Consider the following 21986-nt stretch of genomic DNA (forward strand, 5'->3'; position numbering starts at 1 on the left):
GGGCCCCGCACCGCCCCGACTCCTCACGGTCGAGCGACGGGTGCCGGACGGCGACGGCCGCTGACGGAGGCGGCGGAAGGCGACGGCAGACGGCTGACGGCGACGTCGGATGCCGCTCGTGGGCAGTCGGACCCCCGCCCTTCAGCCGGGGAAGCGGCCCGTCGAGCGCAGTTGCCAGCGCCGTTCCGCGTAGGCCAGGTCGTCGCGCCACAGGCGTCCCGCCGCGGCCCGCACGAGCGGGCGCAGCAGCGGCGACATCCGGCGCGCCACGGCGAAGCCGCGGCGGTCCGACGCGGCGACGACGGCCTCCACCACCGCCGTGCGGGGCCGCCCGCGCTCGTCGGCGCCGAGCGGGGTCGCGTGGGTCTCGACGACCGAGGTGCGGCCCTCGCCCTCCGTGATGCGCATGACGACCGTGCGCGGCTCCGGCGCCGTGAACACCGCGCGGACCGGCACGACCAGCCGTCCGGCGACCCGGAAGGAGACGTCGACGACGAAACCGTCCTCCTGCGCCGCCGCCCCGCCGTCCGCTTCCCCGCCGTCCGTTTCCCCGCCGTCCGCTCCGTCCGCCTCCGTCCGCGCTCGCGCCTGCCCGGACGCCGTGGCCGGGGGAGCGCCGACGACGGTCAGGTCGACGAAGGAGTACGGGTGGAACCAGGCCCCGTGCCAGGGGTCCAGCCGGTTGGCCACGACGTCCTCCGGCTCGCACGCGCCCACGCCCACGTAGACGGCCGTCACCGCACGGTCCGGGGCGGGCCTGACCGGCACCACCGGCGCGTCGAGCGGCGGCTCGCCGCCCACGTCGTCCAGGCGCACCCACACCAGCACGCCGTCGTCGTGCGCGGGCAGCGGCTCCCAGCCCGCGAACGGTCCGCCTCGCAGCGCGAGTCCGTGCCAGTGGCAGACGAGAGTGCCGCACCGGACCTGGCTGTCGCGCAGCGGCGCGCCCAGGTGCGGGCAGACGCCGGGCCCGGCGACGAGCCGGCCCGTGGCGTCGCGCCAGACGACGATCTCGCGTCCGGCGACCGTCCGGGCGAGGGGCCGGTCGGCGCGGACGTCGCGGGTCGCGCCGACGACGAACCAGTTGCCCGAGGGGCGTGCCTGGGCGCGTTTCAGCGCCTGGGCGATGACCGCCGGGCGGGCCTCGCGCCAGGTCGGACGCTGCCGCTCCCAGGCGACCGGGTCCCGGCGCAGGGACAGGGGGAGGCGTCCGCGGCGGACGGGACGACGGGCGTTCACATGACCTCCTTGTGCAGGGGCTGCACCGGCTGCTCGGTGGTGGCCCGGTGCGCCGGGTGCGCCGACGCGCTCCGTGTGGGGGCGGGGGACCGTCCGGGGGCGAGGGACGGGGCAGCGGAGCGGGAGGCGGAGGCGGGTGACGGCGCCGTCCGGCGCGCGGTGCCCGCCCGCATCCGGGCCGCCGTCAGCCGCACCAGGCCGTCGGCGGCCACCGCGGCGCGCCGCCGCCGGGGCACCACGGCCCGCCGGTGCAGCACGGCGTACCCGTCGTCCGCGATCGCGTCGAGGATGCCGCCGTAGAGCAGGAAAGCCGTGCGGATGCAGGGACGTGACACGGGTTCGAGCATGGCGACGCCGGGCGCGGCCTCCCGGTAGACGCCGCGGGTGAGGTCCTCGAAGGCCCGCAGGGCCGCGGTGACGCGCGGGTCGCGGCGGCCGGTGCGGCGGCTCCACTCCAGCAGCTCCCGGTCGACGCCGTGGGCGGCCAGCAGATCGGCGGGCAGGTAGACGCGCCCGCGGTCGAGGTCCTCGCCCACGTCGCGCAGGAAGTTGGTCAGCTGGAACGCCACGCCGAGCGCTGCCGCGTGCGGGGCGGCCTCCTCACGCGGGACCACGCAGCCCAGCACGGGCAGCATCTGCAGCCCGATCACCGCGGCGGAACCGTGCATGTAGGCACGCAGGTCGTCGTAGGTCGGATAGTCGGTGACCTCCAGGTCGCTGCGCATGGACGCCATGAAGTCGCCGAAGTGGGCGTGGTCGATGGCGTAGCGCCGGGCCGTGTCGGCCAGCGCGAGGACCACCGGCTCCGCGCTCTGCCCGTCCCGCAGCCCCCGCCGGAGCCGCTCGTGCAGCCGGGCCAGGTCCGCCGCGCGGCGGTGGGCGGGCAGGCCGGCGTCCAGCGAGTCGACGATGTCGTCGGCCCAGCGGGCGAAGCCGTACAGGGCGTGGACGGCCGGCCGCCGCTCCACCGGCAGCAGCCGGGTGGCCAGGAAGTACGTCTTGCCGTGCCGGGCGTTGAGCCGCCGGCACCGCGTGTAGGCGTCGCGCAGCGCGGGGTCGGTGATGCCCGCGGCGTCCAGTTCACGGACCGTCATGAAGAGGCTCCTTCCGGCACGGCCGGCCCCTCGGGCAGGACGGGCGGGTCCGGCACGCGCGGCACGGCGCGCGGGCGTCGGGGTGCGGCGGCCGTGTGCCGCCCGGTGATGCGGGCCGCGGCGAGCTTCCCGGACAGCAGGACGGTGGGGACGCCGACGCCCGGTGTGGTGCCGCAACCGGCGAGGACCGCGTTGTCGGTGCCGCGCACGAGGTTGCGCGGGCGGAACGGCCCGGTCTGCGTGAACGTGTGGGCGGCGGAGAAGGGGGTGCCGGCCGCGTGTCCCTGGGCCGTCCAGTCGGCGGGGGTGACGAGGGCCTGCTCCTCGACGGAGGCCGCGATGCCCTCGAAGCCGCGCCGGTCGAGTTCCCGCAGGACGCTGTCGCGGTAGCGCGGGCCGAGGTCGCCCCAGGCGGCGGCGTCCGGCCCGATGTCGGTGTTCGGGCAGGGGGCGAGGACGTAGTGCAGGTGGCGTCCGGGCGGCGCGAGGGACGGGTCGGTGGCGGTGGGGCGGGTGATCAGCAGTGACGGGTCGCTCATCAGGCGGCCGTCACGGGTGAGTTCCTCGAAGGTGCGGCGCCACTCGCCGCCGAAGGAGAGCGTGTGGTGGCCGAGCCCCGGCCAGGTCCGGTCGGTGCCGACGTGCAGGACGACCGCCGAGGGAGCGTGGGCGACGCGCAGCGGACGACGCGGCGTCCGGCCGAGCAGGCCGTAGGCGACCGGAAGGTCCGGGGTCAGGACCACGGCGTCGCACGGGATGCGGTCCTGGTCGGTGACGACGGCGGTGACCCGTCCGGCGGAACGTTCCAGCCGGGTGACGGTCTGCCCGAACCGCAGGTCGGCGCCCGCCCGTGCGGCGGCGTCCGCCATGGCTCGCGGCAGGGCGTGCATGCCGCCGCGCGGGAAGTACACCCCGGCCACGGTGTCCATGTAGGCGATCACGGCGTAGGCGGCGAGCGCCCGCGCCGGGGCGACCCCGGCGTACAGCGCCTGGAAGGAGAAGACGCGGCGCAGCCGTTCGTCGCGCAGATGGCGGCCGATTCCCGCGTCCAGCCGCCCGAACCCGCCGAGGGCGGCCAGCCGTGCCAGGTCCGGGGTCAGCAGTTGCAGGGGCGAGTCGAAGTTGGCGTCGATGAAGCGCCGCATCTGGGCGCGGTACAGCTGTTCCAGCCATCGGCGCAGCCGCCGGTAGCCCGCGGCCTCCCCGGCGCCGGCGAACCGCTCGACCTCCGCCTCCATCGCCGCCGCGTCGGTGTGCACGTCGAGGCTGCTGCCGTCCGCGAACCGCGCCTGGTAGGCGGGGTGCAGCGCGACGAGGTCGACATGGTCGCGCAGGCGCTCGCCGACCGCGGCGAACGCCTCGTCGGCGAGGTCGGGCATGGTCAGCACCGTGGGCCCGGTGTCGATGCGGTAGCCGCCGCGCTCCAGCCTTCCGGCCCGGCCGCCGGGCAGCTCGTCGCGCTCCACCAGGGTGACCCGGCGGCCCGCGCCCAGCAGGTGCAGTGCGGCCGCGAGGCCGGAGAGCCCCGCGCCGACCACGACCACGTGATCGGTGGGGCCGGTGACGGTCCGGGTCATCGGACGCCCCCTTCGGAGCCGACGGTCAGCAGGGCGGACACGGGCACGCCCTGGTCCGCGCCGCCGGGACCGGGCGCGGGGACGGGAGCGGTGCCGGCCGCCGCGCGCAGCAGCTCCCGCAGTCGCCCGCGGGCCCGCGGCTCCAGCGGCGCCGAGTCCAGATGGCGCATCCCCTGGGCGACCAGCCGCTCGATCTTCGCCTCGACGACGTCCCGCGCGCCGGTGGTCACCAGCACGTCGCGGACCTCGCCGAGACGGCTGTCGGGGAGGTCGGCGCGGCCCGGCGAGCGCCGCAGCACGGCCAGGGCGCGCCGGTCGCCCGTGGCCTCCGCGCGGGCCCGGGCCACCGCCGCCAGATAGGTGGGCTTGCCCGCCCGGATGTCGCCGCCCGCGGGTTTTCCGGTGTGCGCGGGGTCGCCGAACACGTCCGCGAGGTCGTCGCGGAGCTGGAACGCGATGCCGACGCAGCGGCCGGCCGAGCACAGGGCGGCGGCGCGCGCGGCGTCCGCCCCGGCGAGGGCGGCTCCGAGGGCCAGCGGACGTTCCACCGAGTACAGCGCGCTCTTGAGGCAGGCGGCGCGCACGGCACGGGCCAGGGACACCGAGGAGGTGACCTGGCCCTGGAGGTCCAGGTACTGCCCGGCCACCATCTCGGTGCGCATCGTGCTCCACAGGTCGCGCACCCGGCGTGCGGTGTCCGCGTCCACCTCCAGGGCGGCGACCGTGTCGTCGGCCCAGGCCAGCGCGAGATCCCCGGCGAGGATCGCCGCGGCCTCGCCGAAGCGCCGGCCGCGGTCACGGGGGACGGCGCCGGCGTACTGGGCGGCGACGTCCGCGTGCAGGACGGGCCGTCCGCGGCGCAGCGGGGAGCCGTCCATGACGTCGTCGTGGACGAGGGCGCAGGTCTGGATCAGTTCGAGGGCGGCCCCGACCCGCAGGGCGGCCTCCGCTTCGGCCGGGCCGCCGCCGCAGGCCCGCAGGGCCCACCACACGAACCGCGAGCGCATGCGTTTGCCTCCCTCCAGGGTGAAGGCGGCGACGCGCTCGGCGAGGTCGTGCCCGAACACCGGGTCGAGGGCGGCGGCCCGCTCCACCCGTTCGTCCAGGAGGTCCGCCAGGAGACGGCCCACGGCCGCGGGCACATCGGCGTCGACGTCCGCCATGCCGTCGTCGTCCAGGCGCAGCCGCACCGGCCGGGACGCCTGTGCCGGTGCGCCCGGGACGGGCAGGCCGTCTCCGAGCAGGGGAAACCCGCCGGGGGGCCGCACGGAGTGAGGGTCCGGCGCCTTCTGTGCCACAGGAAGATCCTTCGCCTCGGTGGGACGCATCCCGGTTCCTCTCGCCGCGCTCGCCTGGGTGTCTGACGTCATTCATTCCGCGAGGGGGCCGTCCCCGGATGCGCCATCGGGGGAGAACGTGCGACCGGGCTCGGCCGGTTGGCCGATCGCGGCGCGGGCACCCGCACGGCCTGCCGACCCGCACCGCGAGGCAAACGACGCAGGAACGACGCAAGTTGTCCGGCCTCTGGCCCGCTTCGCATGGTGAGGGAGTCGCGGTCGCCGTCGGCGACCCCGAGCACGGCACGCGGGGGGCCGCTCCCGGAAGTCCCGGCCCGCCCGTGCGTCCCGAAGACCGCACGGTCACCGCCGCCGCACGAGGAGCAGCATCATGACCGCACGCCCCCTCACCGAGCAGAGCGTCGACAACGTCGACAGCGTCGGCGGGGTCCCGCTGTGGGTCCCGGCGGAGGACTGCCTCGCCGACGAGGAACTCGCCGCCGGGTTCGCCGCCGGCGACGAAGCCTTTCTCGCCGCCGCCTACCACCGGTGGGGCGCGCTGGTGTACACCCTCGGGCGGCGCTCGCTGGGAGACGCGCGCGAGGCGGAGGACGTCACCCAGACGGTGTTCCTGGCCGCGTGGCGGGGGCGAGCGGGGTTCGCTCCCGAACGCGGCACGCTGAGCGCGTGGCTGGTCGGCATCACCCGCCGGAAGATCGCCGACGCGCTGGCGGCACGCACCCGGCGGGCCGACCTCGTGGCCGCGGCCGGCGCGCGGATGTCCCTCGGGCAGACCGACGCCGACGCGCAGGCGGACGCCGTCCTCGACCGCGTCCTGATCGGCCGCGAACTCGCCCGGCTGCCCGCGGCACAGCGCCGCGTCCTCACGCTCGCCTTCTACCACGATCTGACGCAGCCGCAGATAGCCGACCTCACCGGCTGGCCCCTGGGCACGGTCAAGAGCCACGCCCGGCGCGGGCTGCACCGCCTCGGCCGCTGCCTCCGGGGTGAGGGCGTCGACGGCCGCGCGGAGTGAGCCTCGCGGAGTGAGCGGATCGTGAGGCGACGCAGAAACAACGCAACTGGGTGCGTGATCGTGATCCGACCCCGCGGACGGGCCGTCGGCGGGCACGGACCGTGTCACCGGTGCATCCGGTGCATCCGGTGCATCCGGTGCGGCCTCCGGGCCCGTAGTGGTGCCCGTGGAGCCGTCGCAAGGGGCTCCGCCCGCTGCGGGGTCGCGCCCGTCGAGGGCGGGGCTCGCGCCACGGACCGTGCGGACGTCAGGAGGACGGCGTGGCCGAGGACCCGGCACTGCCCCACATCCCCCACGCGGAGCTGGCCGCCCGCGCCCTCGACGGCGGCCGGGCGCTGTGGGACGACGAGGCCGCCCGCCATCTCCGCCGGTGCCGCACCTGCCGAGAACGGCTGGCCGGCTACGAACGCGCCGTCGCCGCGGGCCGCCTCACCCGGCCGGGTGAGATCCTGCACGCGCCTCCCGCGCGCGTGTGGGCCGCGATCCGTTCCCGCCTCGCCGACGACGGTTCCCGGACACCGCCCGCACCCGATCCGACCCCCCAGCCCGCTCGCCGCACGGGCGTCCGCCCGCAGCACCGCCGGAGCGAGGCGGTCCGGGCCGTCGTCCGCCGTCTCGCCCGCCCTCTCGCCCGCGTACGGGCCCGCCTGCGGCCCGGCCGGCCCCGCGGGACGGACCGCTGAGGCCGCCGCCCGCCGCCCGCCGTCAGTCCTCCCAGCCCTTCCGCCCATTGCCTCCGGCCGCTGACACTCCCACGCCGTTCTCCGCGCGCTTCCCCCTTCGCGCCGGCTCCCCTTGCGGCCGGGCCCCCCGGACGGCCGACCGCACCGGCGGAGCCTGCATCCGCGGAGGGCTTCCAGGGTGAATGCTTCCCACAGGCCACCGGCTCCCCGCACCGCCGGTGGGACGCGTACGAGGAGGGAGCGGCCCGTGCTGCACACCGAGGTGGCCGTCCTGGGCGCGGGAGCGGCGGGACTCTCCCTCGTCCACCGGCTCACCCGGGCCGCCCCCGGGTGCCGGCCCGTGTCCGCCGTCCTGGTGGACGCGCCGCCCGGTCCGCTCCGCCCGCCGAGCCGGACCTGGTGCTTCTGGGAGCGGGGCGCGGGCCCGTACGACGCCGCGCTGACCGCCGAATGGCGCAGGCTCCGCGTGCACGGCCCCACCGGACGGCGCACCGAGGACGACATCGACCCGCTGCGCTACAAGATGCTGCGCTCCGACGACTTCGAGCGCTTCGTCGCCCGCGACCTGGCCCGAAGCGACGGCGTGACACGGCTGGAGGCGACCGTCGAGACGGTGGACGGCGACGCCCACGGAGCCGACGTCCACGCCCGCGCCGCCGACGGCAGGCCGGTGACGGTCCGCGCCCGCTGGGTCTTCGACTCCCGGCCCGCGGCCCGTCCGCCCGCGGCCCGCACCACCCTGTTGCAGCACTTCCGCGGCTGGTTCGTCCGCACCGCGTGGCCGGTCTTCGAGCCCGGCACGGTGGACCTCATGGACTTCAGGGTGCCGCAGCCGTCCCACGGCCTCGCCTTCGGCTACGTCCTGCCCACCGGACCGCACGAGGCGCTCGTCGAGTACACCCGGTTCTCCGGCGCCGTCCTGTCCCGCGAGGCGTACGAGGACGAACTGCGCCGCTACACCCGCGACGTGCTGCGCCTCGGCCCCTTCGAGGTCACCGCGACCGAGACCGGCGTGATCCCCATGACCGACGCCCGGTTCGTCACCCGCCCGGCCCCCTCCGTCTTCCGCATCGGCGCCGCGGGAGGCGCCACCCGGCCGTCCACGGGCTACACCTTCTCCGCCGTCCAGCGCCAGACCCGTGCCGTCGCCGACGCCCTCCACGCGGGCCGCCGCCCCCAGCCCCCGCCCGCCCACTCGGCGCGCTCGCTCGCCATGGACGCGGTCATGCTGCGAGCCCTGGACACCGGCCGCGTCGACGGCGCCGCCTTCTTCGAGCGCCTCTTCGCGCAGGTGCCGGCGGAACGGCTGCTGCGCTTCCTCGACGGCGGGACCCGCCTGCACGAGGACCTCTCCGTCGGGCTGCGCACCCCCGTCCTGCCGATGCTGCGCAGCGCGGCGGAACTGCCCTGGCTCGCCCGCGACCGCCCGACCGCGCGGCGGAACCCTCCGTCGCCCACGCCCCGCCCCGGCAGCCCGGCCGCACCCCCGCCGACCGCACGCCCACCCGAGGAGACCGTATGACCCTGCTGCGCGACGAGGACCTGGCCGCCGCGTTCGACCACGCTTCTCGCAGCTACGACACCCTGGTCGCCGCCAACCCCGGCTACCACGGCCAGCTCCGCCGCTCCGCGCGCCGCCTCGGCCTGCCCGACGGCGGCGCCGGACTGCGGGTGCTGGACCTCGGATGCGGCACCGGCGCCTCGACGGCCGCCCTCGCCGCGGTCCTGCCCCACGCCGAGATCACCGCCGTCGACGCCTCGGCCGGCATGCTGGAGCGCGCCGCGCGCAAACCCTGGCGGGACGGCGTGACCTTCGTCCGGGCCCCCGCCGAAGGGCTCGACGAGGCGGGCGTGCGCGGCCCGTTCGACGCGGTCTTCGCCGCCTACCTCTTCCGCAACGTCACCGATCCCGACGCCGTGCTCCGCGCGGTGCGCGACGTCCTCGCCCCGCACGGACGGCTCGCGGTGCACGAGTACACCCTCAGCGGCCGGGGCGTCCACCGCGCCGTGTGGACGGGGGTGTGCCGCGGACTCGTCCTGCCCGTCGCCACCCTCCTCGGCGACGGCGGCCTGTACCGCCACCTGTGGCGCAGCGTCGTCGACTTCGACACGGCCGACCGCTTCGCCGCCCGGCTGACGGCCGCCGGGTTCCGGGACGTCAGGGCACTGCCCCTGCCCGGATGGCAGACGGGCATCACCCACACCGTCGTCGCCCGCCGCCCCGGCGCGAGCGCGCGGGACGCCCGATGACCCGCACCCGGCGGCCGGACCCCGCCCGCCGCGGCCGCGACCGGCGCGCCCGCACCCTCCTGCCCGCCCCGGGCGCACCGCGCGTCGACGGCGACCGCCCCCCGACGGCGGCGGTCGTGGGCGGCGGCATCGCCGGGCTCGCCGCCGCCACGGGCCTGGCCGAGAGGGGCGTGCGGGTCACGCTCTACGAACGCGAACCCACCCTGGGCGGACGCCTGTCCGGCCGACCGACCGTCCTCGCCGACGGCAGCCCCGTCACCATGAGCCGCGGCTTCCACGCCTTCTTCCGCCAGTACTACAACCTGCGCGGACTGCTGCGGCGCACCGATCCGGGACTCGACCGCCTGCGTGCGCTCCCCGACTACCCGCTGCGGCACGGCAGCGGCCTCGACGACAGCTTCCGGCACGTCCCGCGCACCCCGCCCTGGAGCGCCCTCGGCTTCGTGGCCCTGAGCCCCACCTTCACCGCGCGCGACCTCCTGCGCATGAACCCGGTCGCCGCCCTGCCCCTGCTGGACGTCCGCGTCCCCGAGGTCTACGAGCGGCTCGACGACGTCAGCGCGCACGACTTCCTCCACGCGATCCGCTTCCCGCAGGCCGCGCACCATCTCGCGTTCGAGGTGTTCTCCCGGAGCTTCTTCGCCGACCCGCGCCGCCTGTCCGCGGCCGAGATGGTGCTCATGTTCCACATCTACTTCCTCGGCTCCGCGGAGGGCCTGCTCTTCGACGTGCCCGACGAGCCCTTCCCGACCGCCCTGTGGAACCCCCTCGCCGACTACCTGGACGGCCACGGCGCCGACGTGCGCACCGGCGTCCGCGTCGAGACCGTCGAGCCCGCGGCGGACGGCGGCTTCGTCGTCGCGACCGACACGGCCGAGCGGCGCCACGACACCGTCGTCCTCGCCCTCGACACCGAAGGCCTCGGCTCCCTCGTCGCCCGCTCCCCGCGCCTGGCGGACCCCGCCTGGCGGGAGCGGATCTCCCGGCTGCGCACCGCCCCGCCGTTCCTCGTCTCCCGCCTGTGGCTGGACCGCCCGGTCGCCGCCGACCGGCCCGGCTTCCTGGGCACCAGCGGCTACGGCACCCTCGACAACGTCAGCGTGCTCGAGCGGTGGGAGGGCGAGGCGGCACGCTGGGCCGCGCGCACCGCAGGGTCCGTCGTCGAACTGCACGCCTACGCGCTGCCCGAGGACGCGGTCCACGACGTCGAGCAGAAACGCCTGAGGGAGCAACTGCACCGGGTGTACCCCGAGACGAGGGCGGCGACGGTCGTGGACGAACGGCACGAGTGGCGGGCCGACTGCCCGCTGTTCCCGGTCGGCGGCTACCGCGACCGGCCGACCGTGCGCACGTCCCACCCCGGACTGGTGGTGGCCGGCGACCTGGTGCGCACGGAGTTGCCGGTGGCCCTGATGGAACGCGCGGCCACGAGCGGCTTCCTCGCGGCCAACGCGCTCCTGGAGCGCTGGGGCGTCAGGGGCCAGACCTTGTGGACCGTCCCCGACCGCGGCCGCACCCCGGCCCTGCGCGGCCTCGCCCGATTCGGCTGACCGGTGACATGTGACCGGCGACCGGCGACCGGCGACTGGTGACTGGTGACCGGAGGCCGGAGACCTACCGGTCACGGTTCGGGGCGGCCGTCCGTCTCGGTTCGGGGCGGGCGTCGGTCAGGGTTCGGGGCGGGCGTCGACGAGTTCGGGCTCCAGCCCCTCGCTCACCTCGGCGCGGCCCCGGCCGGCCTCGGCGCGCCAAGCCTCGAAGGCCCAGGCGGTCAGGGTGACGACGGCCAGGCCGAGCAGCCAGCCGCCCACCACGTCGCTGAACCAGTGCACGCCGAGCGCGACCCGCGTGAAGCCGACCCCGAGCACCGACACCACCGCGACGCCCCAGCACGCGGGCCGCCAGGCGCGGGGCGCCAACGGCAGCAGCACCAGCAGCAGAATCGCGAACGACGTCGTCGCCGTCATCGCGTGACCCGAGGGGAAGGAGAAGCCCGGCGCATGCGCCACCGGGTCCTCCAGGGAGGGACGGGCCCGCTCGACCACCGTCTTGACCAGGAGTCCGGTCAGCCCGCCCGCGACCGCCGTCACCGCCGACCAGGCGGCCAGCCGCCACGCCCGGCGGTACAGCAGCCAGAGCGTGAGCAGCGCCACGACCGTACGCAGGACGGCCGGGTCCCAGACCCAGTCCGAGAGGAAGCGCAGGGCGCGGGTCCACGCCGGATGGGTCACGGCCGTGTGGTGCAGGCGCTCGGCCGCGCCCGAGTCCAGCCGGCGCAGCGGCCGCCACCGGCCCTCGACGAGGACGAGCAGCAGCGCGAAGGGCACGGCGGCGACGGCGGCCACCACGGCGGCGCCCAGCAGCCGGGCGCCGAACCTGCGGTCGGCCGTCCGGCGACGATGATCTCGAAGACGCCGCACCGCGGCTCGCACCACCATGTCAGACTCCAGGATCGGGTTCGATCGGCTCGGCACGCTGGGCCCGAGCGGCCTCCAGCTGGGCGGCGAACGCCAGCCCGAGGAAGAGGGCGATGGAGGTCAGATAGGCCCACAGCAGCAGCGACATGAACGCGCTGAGCGGCCCGTAGACCGTGTCGAAGGAGCCGCTGATCCCGAGGTAGAGACTCAGCAGCCAGGTCAGCGCCGTCCACAGCACCAGGTACACGGCGGCGCCGAAGGCCAGCCAGGTGTAGCCGGGCTGTTTGCGGCGCGGCGAGCGGCGGAAGATCACGCTGGCGGAGATGAGCGCGAGCAGCAGCCCGGAGGGCCAGCGCAGTATCTCCCAGGCCGTGCGGGCCCCGTCGCCGAGCTGATAGACGCTCACCGTCGCGGAGGCCAGGTCGCCGCCGGCCACCATGACGATGAACCCGAGTCCCAGCGGGAGTCCCGCGGTCACGGACATCACCAGGCCGCGCAGGTACTTCTGCCCGAAGGGGCGGTCGCGCTCGTTGCCGTAGATCCGGTTGGCGCCGCGTTCCACCTGGCACATCGCCGTGGTGGTGTTGACCAGGGAGAAGAGCAGACCGAACCAGAGGGCGACCTGCGCGCCGTCGCCCGCGGTGCGCCGGCTGCGGTCGAGGGCGTCGTCGACCACGTCGGCGCTGGGCCCCTCGGCCATCCGGTGGATCGTCAGTTCGGCGATCCGGCCGATGTTCTCGGTGTGCAGCGTGGTGGACAGTCCGACGAAGGCGATGGCCAGCGGTATCACCGACAGCACCGTCTGAAGGGCGAGCGCCCGGGAGTGGGTGAAGCCGTCGGCGTACCGGAAACGGACGAAGGAGTCGCGCAGCAGGGCCCAGCCGCCGTACCGGCGCAGCGACACCAGCGCCTCGTCGGCGGACAGCTCGTCGCCGGTCATGTCCCGCGTCTCCGGGACCTTGGTCGCGGTGCCCATGTCACGCACCCCCGGACGGCAGCAGCACGGTCAGCGCACCCGGCCTGACCTCGGCCGTCAGCAGGCGGCCGGGCGTCACCGGATCGCCGTCGAGCTCGCGGGACTGCGGGGCGTCGCCGAAGGCCAGTTCGGCCCGCCGGAACGTGAAGAACTCCACGGGCACGCTCACCCCGTCGCCGTCGCCGTCGCCGTCGCCGTCGCCGTCGCCGCTTCGTGCCGTGACCGTGTCCACCGCCGACGGCCGGGGCGGCTTCGCGCCGCCGCGCAGCAGCGTCGCCAGCGCACGCATCCAGCCTCCGACGCCGCGCGGATCGAGGATCAGCAGGTCGAGCAGGCCGTCGTCGGGGCGGGCGGCGGGCAGCAGCGTCGTCCCGCCCTGCACGGTGCCGACGTTGCCGATGAGCACCATGCGGGCCGTGCGGTGCAGGGCGGGCGCGTCGTCGAGCCGGACGGTCAGCCGCATCCGCGGTGTGCGCAGGGCGCCCACGCCGGCCAGCACATAGGCGGGCCAGCCCAGGACGGACTTGGCGCGGTCGTCGGTCCGCTCCATGATCGCGGCGTCCAGTCCGGCGCCGGACATGGCGGCGAAGTGGGTGGCGGCGAGACCGTCGCCCGAGATGCGGCCGAGGTCGATGCGGCGCGGGGACCCGCGCAGGGCGGCGTCGAGCGCGGCCGTGGGGGAGAGGGGCAGGCCGAGGTTGCGGGCCAGCAGGTTGCCGGTGCCGCAGGGCACCAGGGCCAGCGGCACATCGCTGCCGGCCAGCGCGTCGGCGGCCGCCCGCAGCGTGCCGTCGCCTCCGCAGACCACGACCAGCCGCGCGCCGTCGCGCACCGCGGCCGCCGTCTGACCCGTGCCCGGATCCTCCGCCGTGGTCCCGACGAACTCCGGCGCGCGGTGACCGTGGCGTTCCAGGACCTCCCGCAGCGCCTCACGGTCGGCCTCACCGGTCACCGTGGGGTTGAAGACCACCGCGGTGCGGCCCCGGTCCGGCACGCCCGCGGCCGCCCCCGCACGGTCGGCGGACGCCGCGCCCGCCTCGACCGGAGCGGTCACGGTGCCGTCGGCGAACAGCGCACGGCCCACGATCAGCAGGGACAGGCTGCCGTTGGCCAGTCCGCCCATGACGTCCGTGGGATGGTGCATGCCCCGGTAGAGGCGGGCGACGGCCACCATCAGCGGCACGAGGAGCAGCAGCCCGCCCACGATCCGCCGCCACGGCCCGCGCAGCCGCGTCAGCGCGAGCACCGCGAGCCCGCCGTAGAGCGCGGTGGCCGCCCCGGTGTGACCGGACGTGTAGCTGGAGGTGGGCGGAGAGGCGTCGAGGCGGTCCACCTCGGGGCGATGACGGTCCACCGCCTCGGTGATGACCAGGAACACCAGCGACTGGAGCGACACGGCGACGGCGAGGAAGGAGGCCTGACGCCACATCGGCAGACGGGGCATCAGGATCAGGCCCGCGCACACCAGAACGGTGACGGTGATCACCGTGAGCGTGTCACCGAACTCCGACCCGACGTACGACAGGCTCGTGAGCGTGCCGGTCCGGGCCCGCTCGAAGCCCTCGTCGACGTCGTCCTCGACCGTCATCGGCCACCACCCGCGGGCTGGCCCGGTGATCAGCAGTCCGAGGCCCACCATCAGCGCGCCCTGGCAGACCGTCAGCGCCCCGATGCGGGCGGCGGTCCGGCCCACGCCCCGGGGCAGCGCGAACGAACGGCTCGTGCGGACGGATCCCGGTCTGTCGCCGGGCAGTTCGGCCCGTCTCTCCGGTGCGGCGGTCGGCATCATGTCTCCCACGGGTCGGCGCCGGTACGGCGGTGTGGGCCGCAGGCGTTGCGGCCGATCCACCGTCTGCCCCTGATGTCCCCGTGCAGACCTGCCGCTTCGGGACGCCGAGCAGCGCACCGCACCCGACCGCACCGCAGCGCACCCGATCGCCGCGGCCGCCCGTCAGGAGGGGGCAGCGGTGCGGGCGTCGGAGCCGGGAGCCGCGGCACGGGCGGACGAGGCGGGCGGGACGGTTCGCAGGTGCGAGCAGGTGCCCTCCGCCGCGGCACCGGGGCTGTGCGGGACGCGCGGGATGCGCATGCGGCGCAGCAGACCGCGGGTGAGCCTGGTTTCCATCGTGGTGCGCCAGGTGACACCGGGATGCCGGGACCGCAGATGCGACAGCGCGCGGGTGCCGAGCCCGCAGTCGCGGAACGGCTCGTCGAGGACGACGTCCGTGATCACGCCCTGGGCGCACTCGTCGCAGGCTCGGTAGGTCACCTGCCCGACCACCTTGCGGATGTGAACCAGCAGCAGACACTCCTCGCCGGCCCCCACCGGAGCCGACGAGGGCAGCAGCTCGACCTCCCGGTAGGCCAGAACCCTGCGATGCCACCGGCCCCCTCGTCGTCCGGTGCGCCGGTGCCTTCCCTCGGATCGTGGCTGCGCGGATCCTTCGCCCACAGGCCGACCGTGTGCGGTGCTCGTGGCATACGTCTGGTTTCCCTGCATCCCTGGCGGCTGCCCCCGAATCGCGTACGTCATTCGTGGCGCGGTCCGCCCGCGGGCCTCCCCGGCCGGCCGTCGCACGCGCGCGCCGCCTCCGCCCGCCGGTGACGGCGGACGTCGGCGCTCGCGCGGCGCCCGGCATGACAAGCTGTGCTCTCCACTGCCCAGTGCCAGGAGGTCACCATGGCCGCAGAGTCCGCATCACCCGAAGGCACGGAGCCGGTCGACGGCGAGAGCGCTCCCCTCTCGTCCGACGTCGACGGCCAGAACGATCAGAGCGACACGAACGATCCGGGCGACCCGAACGATCTGAAGCGCAAGTTCCGCGAGGCTCTGGCGCGCAAGCGCGGCGCCCAGGCGGAGGCGGGCGACTCCGCCGCGAACGCCTCCACGTCGAAGATCCACGGAGCGCACGGTCCGGCGTCGAGTCAGCGGTCCTTCCGTCGCAAGAGCGGCGGCTGAGCCCCGAAGGCCCCGCCGTCCCCGTCCGGGCTGCCTCCCCTGCCGGGCGGCCCGGCGACGGGCGGCCCGGCGGCGGGACGCGGCCATGCCCCGCCGACGCCCCGCCCGAGCCCGCGCCCGCGTACGAGGTCACGCGCCACACACAGGAGCACACACGCCAGGTGGCCATGCGCCAAGAGGCCAGGCGTCACGACGAATCCTTCAGGAACCGGCCGTACGCGTCGAGAGGTCCTGGTCCGTGATCGCGCGGATCACCCGGCACGGTGCTCCCAGGGCGACGCTCATCGGGGGAATGCTCCGGCTGACGACGCTGCCCGCGCCGATGACCGACCCGTAGCCGATCCGGACGCCGGGCAGGACCACCGCGTTGCCGCCGATCCACACCTTGTCCTCGATCACGATCGGTTCCGAGAACCGCCCGAAGTCCTCGCGGCGCGAGGGGTGGACGGGGTGGCCCGTGGTGGTCAGCGTGACGCTGGGGGCGATCATGACGCCGTCGCCTATGCGGATGTCCACGTCGTCGACGAACGTCAGGTTCACGTTGCCGAAGAAGTCGTCGCCGATGTGGACGTTGCTGCCGAACCCGGCGTGGAACGGCGGCAGCAGCACCGTGCGTTCACCGACCGAGCCGAAGATCGCGACGAGCAGCGCACGGCGCTTGTCCTCGTCGCCCGGCGGGGTCCGGTTGTACTCGAAGATCTCGTCCGTGCGGCGGCGGGGAGCCTGGAAGGCGGCTTCCGACTCGGTGTAGACGAGCCCCGCGGCGATCCGGGCCAGGACTTCTTCCTCGTGCGCGTCCGTCACAGCCGCATGCTCCCTCGGTCGGATTTCCCGGGCGCCGGCCCGGCGCGCCCCGGTCCGGCCGCGCGCCGAAAGCCTACGTGCACGCCCGGCTCACAGCAGGGCCCTCAGGTTGTGCACGCTGCGGCTGCTCTCACGACGTACGCCCAGGGGGATCAGGGCGGCGCGGGACGGCAGCCGCACGCCCCCGGTGAACGCCACCCGCGTGCCCCGGCCTTCAGGCGTCGCCGCCACCCCGATCAGGAGGAACCGGCTCTGCAGCCAGCACCAGCCCGGCCGCTGCACCCCGCGCAGCCGGGCCCGCATTCCGTACCTGCTGCGGGCCAGCGCCTCGACGCGTTCGCCCTGCCGGCGGACGACGCGCAGCCGCTCCATGTCGGTCACCACCTGTCCGAACCCGCCCTCCAGGTCGCCCAGCAGGGACCAGACCCGTTCGAAGGGCGCGTCGACGTGCGCCTCGGTCACCTGGGCGCCGCGGATGCCGGCGGCCAGGGCGTGCAGCCGGCGTACGGGGTCGAGGTCGGTGGTGGGCCAGCGCTCGTTCATGACGTCCACGCCTTCCGGAAGGTGTCGCGGGCCCGGTGCAGCCGCGACTTGACGGTGCCCGTGCGCACACCGAGCAAGGACGCGGCAGTGCGCTCGTCCAGGCCCTCCACGTCACGCAGCATCAGCACCGCGCGGTGTTCGGGGGAGAGCCGGTCCAGTACATCCCTGATGTCGGCGGAGAGTTGAGGGTCACCCCGGGCCGGCAGCGCGTTGAGATCGGCCGGAAGAGCGCGGGCGGCGCGGTGCGCGGTGCGGACCGCCTCGCGCACGGCGATCGCACGGGCCCAGCCGTGCAGGGCGGCCGGGTCCTTCAGGGTGCGCAGCGACTTGAAGACCGCCACCAGGGCGTCCTGCGCCGCGTCCGCAGCCTGGTCCAGCGCGATGGGCGCGCAGACGCGGCCCACGTACGGAGCGAGGAGGTCCAGGAGTTCGGCCATGGCGAGGGTGTCGCCGCGCTGGGCGGCTCGCACGAGCCGGACCGTCCGGTCGTCGCGTCGCTCATCGGGCACGGGCCTCGTCCTTCCACCGCGCCACGCGCAGGGTGGCGACGGCCAGGACGGCGCACAGCGGGGTGTAGAGCGCGAGGTTGAGCCAGTAGAAGGCGGTACCGGGCTCCTCGGCGAACATCCAGTAGATCCCCGCGAGGGCGCGCAGCGAGAGGCCCGCGGCCACCGCCAGGGTGCCGAGGCGGAGGACCGGGTGGCGAGGGCGTCGGGAGTGGGCGAGGACGAGACCGGAGGCGGTGAGGAGGAGGGCGACGAGAGGGAGCAGGACCGGCGGTGTGAACGGCACGTCGGTACCGAGAACCGCTCGGGACAGGCTCTCGTCGTCGGCCGCGGGCCAGGTGGCGCCCGTCGTCCAGTACAGGTGCAGCAGGGCGTCCACCGTGAGCACCGAGGTGACGAGCGCGGCTGCCCGGGTGGGGGCGGGGGCGATGGTCCGATACGACATGGCTCCTCCTGCGGTGACTTCGGAATCCGTCCCCCTCCAGAGGAGCCGTCCACGCGAAACGTTCCGTCGCGGTGAGCACTTTTTTCCGAGGCGCGCGAGTTCACCCGGCCCGGCCGGTTCGCGTCCGCCCGGAAGACGTGGGCCGGCAGCGGTGGGCGTGCGACGGTCGCCGTCCGGACAGGTCCTAGTCGTCCAAGGGCACCCATGCCCGCGCGCCGGCGTCGTCGGTGCCGAACCAGTAGTGCGGCAGCCCCTTGATGCTGCTGGTGCGGAAGGGGCGGCCGTGGTCGTCGATGCGGATCGTGCCGGTGCGGCCCTGCGACGACCAGTCGAGTTCGAGGTACCAGCGGGCGTCGTAGGTCTGTGTCGTCGCGTCCACGAGCAGCACCTCCGGGTCCTCGGCCGAGACGCGGTAGGGGAAGCGCACGGCGGGGATGCTCTCTCCCTTGTCCGAGCCGTCCCGCGGACGGGTGACGGGACGGTCGGCGTCGAGATTCACGGTGAAGTTGCGGGGCGTGAGGTCGCCGCCGCAGCCCTGCCCCATGGAGTAGGCGATCCCGGTCGACGGACTGTCGCGGCTCACGATGCGGACGTGCAGGGCCTCCAGGACCACGGCGGTGGACGACCGTCCCTGCACCGAGATCCGCACCCTCGTCTCCCGCCCGTGCACCGCGCCCTGCGACACCGCCCAGGCCCCGGCGTCCTGCTCCACCGGCGGCGGGGGCACCTGCGCGGTCGGCTTGTCGACGACGTAGTCCTGGCCGCAGCCCATGTCCCAGATCAGGGAGGTGCTCCAGGCCAGGGGAAGCCCGGCGGGCGGACGCGCGGACGGGCCGCCGCCCGCCGCCTTCGCGACGGGATCCGTGTGCCGGGGACCGGGTGACGCGGCACCACGGGAAGGCGCGGGAGAAGCGCTCGCCGACGGCTTCACCGACCGGTGGGGTGCGCTGGCGACAGCGGTTCGCGGCCCCCCGGGCCGGACGGCACTCGCCTGCGGGGAACGGTCGTCCGGCAGATCGTTCGTGCCGCGCAGAGTGGCGAGCACCGCGCAGACCACGGCAGTCGCCGCCCAGACCCGCCGTCGCCGGTACCAGGGCCGGGGGCGAGGGCCAGAGGAGCCGTCCGGCAGTGCCCCAGGTGCCGAGGACGCGGGCGACGCAGCCGACGTCGAATACGCGGGCGACGCAGCCGACGCCGAGGGTGAAGACGGCTGCGCGAGTGAGGACGGGGGCAGCGGCGAGGGCGATGCCGGAGCCGCCGCCGGTTCGCCGGACGAAGGGCTGCGGGCCCGCTGCCGGGCCGCCACCGCCGCCAGCCACAGCCGATGCAGCTCCAATCGTTCTTGCGGTGTCGCCTCGCAGAAGGCCGCGAGCCGCTCCACCGGCGCGAAGTCCTGCGGCACCGCCTCGCCCGCGCAGTACCGGTGCAGCGTGGAGGTGTTCATGGTGACCCGGCGGGCCAGGGAGCCGTAACTCCGGTCCGTGCGGTCCTTCAGCCGGCGCAACAGTGCGGCGAACTCCTCCACTTCGTCCCGACCCGACACCGTTCCTCCGTCGTCCGCCCGTGATCCCGCATCCCAGGCACCCATGTAAGTGCACGTCAGGTGGGCTGGGATGGTTCCATTGTCCCAGAAGCACAACGGGAGTTGACCCGAACGGCGGTGACCGCCGATGCTTCTGGCGTCGCGCCGACCTCGCCGGCCGGCTGCGTCGGCGACCGTGACAGCAGCCGCGACGGCGGGAGCAACCGGCCGGACCGAACAACCGTCCTGTCGGTCGACCCACTCCCGGCCCACTCCCGAGGCCAAGCGGTCATGTGGCCAAGCGATCACGTCATGTGCGCCGTGAGCGTGACGCGTGGCGTGAGGCACACCGTACCGATCCCCTCACCTCCTGGAGGTCCGATGAAGTCCCTCGTCCGAAAGTCCCTCGTCCGGAAGGCGGCCGCTCTCGCGGGCGCGAGCCTGGCCATCGCCACCGTGTCCGTGGCCAATGCCTCGGCAGCCCACGCGGAAGGCTCCACCAACGGCTGCCCGTATCCCTACGTCTGCTTCTACGTGGACGAGCACGCCTGGAACGCGGGCACGCCGATCACCAAGTACCGCGACGTCACCAGTTCTTACCAGACGGTCAGGTCACGCCCGCACTACTACGTCCTCAACACCCGCAACGACGACGTGGCGTATCTGCGGCTCCAGAACGGAAGCTCCATCTGTCTCCCGCCGAACACCGAGACCCAGTTCACGAACGCCTACAGCGTCACCGGCATAAGGATCTCCAGCAGTTCCACCTGCTGAACGGCTGACAGTGTGAACGTCTGAGCTGCGCGATCAAGCGCGGACCGAGGTCGCGGCGGAGGCGAGACACGGGGGCGACTGGGCTGTTTGCAGCAACGGGAAGCGCGCCGGCCTTCACGGCCGGTGACGCTTGAGCTGCAACCGCCCGCCGTCCATCCTCAGGAGCCTGAATGCCCCAGTGCCTCGCGCGCTCACTCCGTGGCGCGCTGCGATCACGTCTCGGATCCGTGCTCGTCCTCGCGGTCGCCTCGTCGGCGGTCCTGGCGCCGGCGACCGCGGGCGCCGCCACCGGGCCGGCGCAGGACCGCACGCTGCAAGAACAGATCGACCGGTTCGTGAGCGAGCCGGGCGGTCCGCCCGGAGTCATCGCGCTGCTGCGCGACGGCCGCGGGACCCGCGTGCTCCGGGCAGGCGTCGCGGACCTCGCGACGGGCCGTCGGCCGCAGCCGACGGACCACATGCGGATCGCGAGCACGGCCAAGGCCTTCAGCGGGGCGGTGGCCCTGTCCCTCGTCGACCGCGGCGCACTGGGCCTCGACGACACCCTGCGGCAGCGCCTCCCGCAGCTTCCCGCCGCCTGGGGCCAGGTGACGCTGCGGCAACTGCTCCAGCACACCAGCGGTCTGCCGGACTACTCGCAGGATCCCGAGTTCGCCGCGACGGTCAGCGCCGACCCGCGCCACCACTTCGACTCCCGTCACCTCCTCGACTACGTGGCCGACGAGCCGCTGCTGTTCCGCCCGGGGAGCCGTTACGCGTACTCCAACTCCGACAACATCGCCGTCGCCCTGATGGCCGAAGCGGTGACCGGCGCCCCCTACGAACAACTGCTGCGGCGACTGGTCTACCGGCCGCTGCGGCTGCGCGACACCAGCCTCCCGCAGGGCTACCGCCTGCCCGAGCCCTATCTGCACGGGTACGACGTGAGCGACCCCGCGTCACCGCAGGACGTCAGCGAACTCCTCAGCGCCTCCGGCGCCTGGGCCTCCGGCGGCATCGTCTCCACCCCGGCCGACCTGACCCGCTTCATCCGCGGCTACGCCTCCGGCGCGCTCTACGGCAAGGACGTCGTGCGGGAGCAGCGCCGCTGGATCCCGGGCGCGTCCGAGCCCGCCGGACCGGGACGCAACAGCGCCGGCCTGGCCATCTACCGCTACGAGACCCGGTGCGGCGTCGTGCTGGGCCACACCGGAAACTTCCCCGGATACACCCAGCTGATGGCCGCCACCCCCGACGGGCGGCGCTCGCTGACGTTCTCGATCACGACCCAGATCAGCGCGACCAGCGACCCCGCCCTGCTGAAGCAACTGCGCACCATCGAGGAGAACTTCGTCTGCGCCCTGCTCCGCGACGGACGGGCGGACGACCCGCACGCACTGTAGGAACCGCGCCCGGCTCCCCCCTCCCGGTCGCCGGCAGGGGGAGCCGAGCGGTCCCGCCCTGCTCTCTCGCCCGGCTCCCTCAGACCAGGGTGGAGATGCAGAACGGATGACCGGCCGGGTCCAGCAGCACCCGCCAGCGATCGGGCTGCGGCTGGGACGCGGGCTCGACCGCGCCCAGGGCCAGCAGCCGGGCCTGGGCGGCGTCGAGGTCGTCGACGCCGAAATCGAGGTGCGCCCGCTTCTCCTGGGACGGGTCCGGCCAGGTGGGCCGCCGGTAGTCGGCCAGCCGGCTGAAGCCCAGTCCGGCCGAGCCCTCCTGCCCGAGCATGACGAAGTCGTCGCTGGAATAGACGACGGGCAGGCCGAGGGCCTCGCCGTAGAAACGGGCCAGCTCTGCCGGCTCCGGGCAGTCGAACGTGACGGCCGCGTAGCGGATCGTGGACGTGGATGCGGTCGGGGTGCTCATGGGGGAGACGCTATGACGGGACCCGGACAGTTCCGG

General features: G+C 75.0%; 22 protein-coding genes. 8 read left to right on the top strand and 14 right to left on the bottom strand.

Going from position 1 to position 21986, the window contains the following annotated elements:
* Positions 1–141: 141 nt before the first annotated feature.
* Genes OG802_RS32770 through OG802_RS32785 form a run of 4 tightly spaced genes read right to left on the bottom strand, consistent with a single transcriptional unit; the run spans position 142 to position 5238 of the window.
* A complete protein-coding gene (locus tag OG802_RS32770) occupies positions 142–1239 on the bottom strand; it encodes a DUF5914 domain-containing protein (RefSeq protein ID WP_329416422.1) in 1098 nt (365 codons plus the stop codon).
* Positions 1236–2333, bottom strand: a complete 1098-nt coding sequence (locus OG802_RS32775) for a phytoene/squalene synthase family protein (protein ID WP_329416424.1) — start codon at positions 2331–2333, stop codon at positions 1236–1238. Before OG802_RS32775 ends, OG802_RS32770 begins: the two co-directional genes overlap by 4 nt.
* Complete coding sequence (gene crtI / locus OG802_RS32780) at positions 2330–3910, bottom strand: phytoene desaturase family protein (protein ID WP_329416425.1); 1581 nt, start codon at positions 3908–3910, stop codon at positions 2330–2332. The genes OG802_RS32775 and crtI overlap by 4 nt, the downstream gene beginning before the upstream one ends.
* Positions 3907–5238, bottom strand: coding sequence for a polyprenyl synthetase family protein (locus OG802_RS32785; RefSeq protein WP_329416426.1), 1332 nt, complete (start codon positions 5236–5238; stop codon positions 3907–3909). Before OG802_RS32785 ends, crtI begins: the two co-directional genes overlap by 4 nt.
* 340 nt (positions 5239–5578) lie before the next feature.
* Between OG802_RS32785 and OG802_RS32790 the strand changes: the two genes are divergently transcribed.
* The 5 genes from OG802_RS32790 to OG802_RS32810 all read left to right on the top strand — a co-directional run bounded on the left by OG802_RS32790 (position 5579) and on the right by OG802_RS32810 (position 10706).
* Positions 5579–6223 carry a sigma-70 family RNA polymerase sigma factor gene (locus OG802_RS32790; protein WP_329416428.1) on the top strand — a complete coding sequence of 215 codons (645 nt, stop codon included), beginning with the start codon at positions 5579–5581 and terminating at the stop codon, positions 6221–6223.
* A 260-nt stretch (positions 6224–6483) separates the two neighbouring features.
* Positions 6484–6906: a hypothetical protein gene (locus tag OG802_RS32795; protein WP_329416430.1), complete on the top strand. Its 423-nt coding sequence runs from the start codon at positions 6484–6486 to the stop codon at positions 6904–6906.
* 247 nt (positions 6907–7153) lie between these two features.
* Positions 7154–8428, top strand: coding sequence for a lycopene cyclase family protein (locus OG802_RS32800; RefSeq protein ID WP_329416431.1), 1275 nt, complete (start codon positions 7154–7156; stop codon positions 8426–8428).
* Positions 8425–9156 carry a methyltransferase domain-containing protein gene (locus tag OG802_RS32805; RefSeq protein WP_329416432.1) on the top strand — a complete coding sequence of 244 codons (732 nt, stop codon included), beginning with the start codon at positions 8425–8427 and terminating at the stop codon, positions 9154–9156. Before OG802_RS32800 ends, OG802_RS32805 begins: the two co-directional genes overlap by 4 nt.
* On the top strand, positions 9153–10706 hold the full coding sequence (locus tag OG802_RS32810) for an FAD-dependent oxidoreductase (RefSeq protein WP_329416433.1): 1554 nt from the start codon (positions 9153–9155) through the stop codon (positions 10704–10706). The genes OG802_RS32805 and OG802_RS32810 overlap by 4 nt, the downstream gene beginning before the upstream one ends.
* A gap of 117 nt (positions 10707–10823) precedes the next feature.
* Here the strand turns inward: OG802_RS32810 and OG802_RS32815 are convergent, their stop codons facing one another.
* The 4 genes from OG802_RS32815 to OG802_RS32830 form a co-directional block, all read right to left on the bottom strand.
* Positions 10824–11594, bottom strand: a complete 771-nt coding sequence (locus tag OG802_RS32815) for a phosphatase PAP2 family protein (protein ID WP_329416434.1) — start codon at positions 11592–11594, stop codon at positions 10824–10826.
* A gap of 1 nt (position 11595) precedes the next feature.
* A complete protein-coding gene (locus OG802_RS32820; RefSeq protein WP_329416435.1) occupies positions 11596–12549 on the bottom strand; it encodes a YihY/virulence factor BrkB family protein in 954 nt (317 codons plus the stop codon).
* A gap of 1 nt (position 12550) precedes the next feature.
* On the bottom strand, positions 12551–14335 hold the full coding sequence (locus OG802_RS32825) for a diacylglycerol kinase family protein (protein WP_329417591.1): 1785 nt from the start codon (positions 14333–14335) through the stop codon (positions 12551–12553).
* A gap of 165 nt (positions 14336–14500) precedes the next feature.
* Entirely contained in the window at positions 14501–15001 is a 501-nt protein-coding gene (locus OG802_RS32830; protein ID WP_329416436.1) for a hypothetical protein, read from the bottom strand.
* Positions 15002–15229: 228 nt separating this feature from the next.
* Between OG802_RS32830 and OG802_RS32835 the strand changes: the two genes are divergently transcribed.
* Entirely contained in the window at positions 15230–15508 is a 279-nt protein-coding gene (locus tag OG802_RS32835; RefSeq protein WP_329416438.1) for a DUF5302 domain-containing protein, read from the top strand.
* Between the two features lie 201 nt (positions 15509–15709).
* Here the strand turns inward: OG802_RS32835 and OG802_RS32840 are convergent, their stop codons facing one another.
* From OG802_RS32840 to OG802_RS32860, 5 genes are all read right to left on the bottom strand, one after another.
* Positions 15710–16312 carry a sugar O-acetyltransferase gene (locus OG802_RS32840; protein WP_329416440.1) on the bottom strand — a complete coding sequence of 201 codons (603 nt, stop codon included), beginning with the start codon at positions 16310–16312 and terminating at the stop codon, positions 15710–15712.
* A 90-nt stretch (positions 16313–16402) separates the two neighbouring features.
* Entirely contained in the window at positions 16403–16855 is a 453-nt protein-coding gene (locus tag OG802_RS32845; RefSeq protein ID WP_329416441.1) for a hypothetical protein, read from the bottom strand.
* Positions 16852–17364 (bottom strand): RNA polymerase sigma factor, encoded by a 513-nt coding sequence (locus OG802_RS32850; protein WP_329416443.1) that lies wholly within the window; start codon positions 17362–17364, stop codon positions 16852–16854. Before OG802_RS32850 ends, OG802_RS32845 begins: the two co-directional genes overlap by 4 nt.
* Positions 17354–17806, bottom strand: a complete 453-nt coding sequence (locus tag OG802_RS32855; protein WP_329416444.1) for a DUF3995 domain-containing protein — start codon at positions 17804–17806, stop codon at positions 17354–17356. Before OG802_RS32855 ends, OG802_RS32850 begins: the two co-directional genes overlap by 11 nt.
* A gap of 184 nt (positions 17807–17990) precedes the next feature.
* Entirely contained in the window at positions 17991–19349 is a 1359-nt protein-coding gene (locus OG802_RS32860) for a helix-turn-helix domain-containing protein (RefSeq protein ID WP_329416446.1), read from the bottom strand.
* A gap of 360 nt (positions 19350–19709) precedes the next feature.
* On the opposite strand from OG802_RS32860, the gene OG802_RS32865 reads away from it, so the two are divergent.
* Positions 19710–20102, top strand: a complete 393-nt coding sequence (locus OG802_RS32865; protein WP_329416447.1) for a hypothetical protein — start codon at positions 19710–19712, stop codon at positions 20100–20102.
* 170 nt (positions 20103–20272) lie between these two features.
* Positions 20273–21484: a serine hydrolase domain-containing protein gene (locus OG802_RS32870; RefSeq protein ID WP_329416448.1), complete on the top strand. Its 1212-nt coding sequence runs from the start codon at positions 20273–20275 to the stop codon at positions 21482–21484.
* A gap of 79 nt (positions 21485–21563) precedes the next feature.
* Here the strand turns inward: OG802_RS32870 and OG802_RS32875 are convergent, their stop codons facing one another.
* Positions 21564–21950: a VOC family protein gene (locus OG802_RS32875; protein ID WP_329416449.1), complete on the bottom strand. Its 387-nt coding sequence runs from the start codon at positions 21948–21950 to the stop codon at positions 21564–21566.
* Positions 21951–21986: the final 36 nt, after the last annotated feature.

The organism is Streptomyces sp. NBC_00704 (assembly GCF_036226605.1).
Classification (GTDB): Bacteria; Actinomycetota; Actinomycetes; order Streptomycetales; family Streptomycetaceae; genus Streptomyces.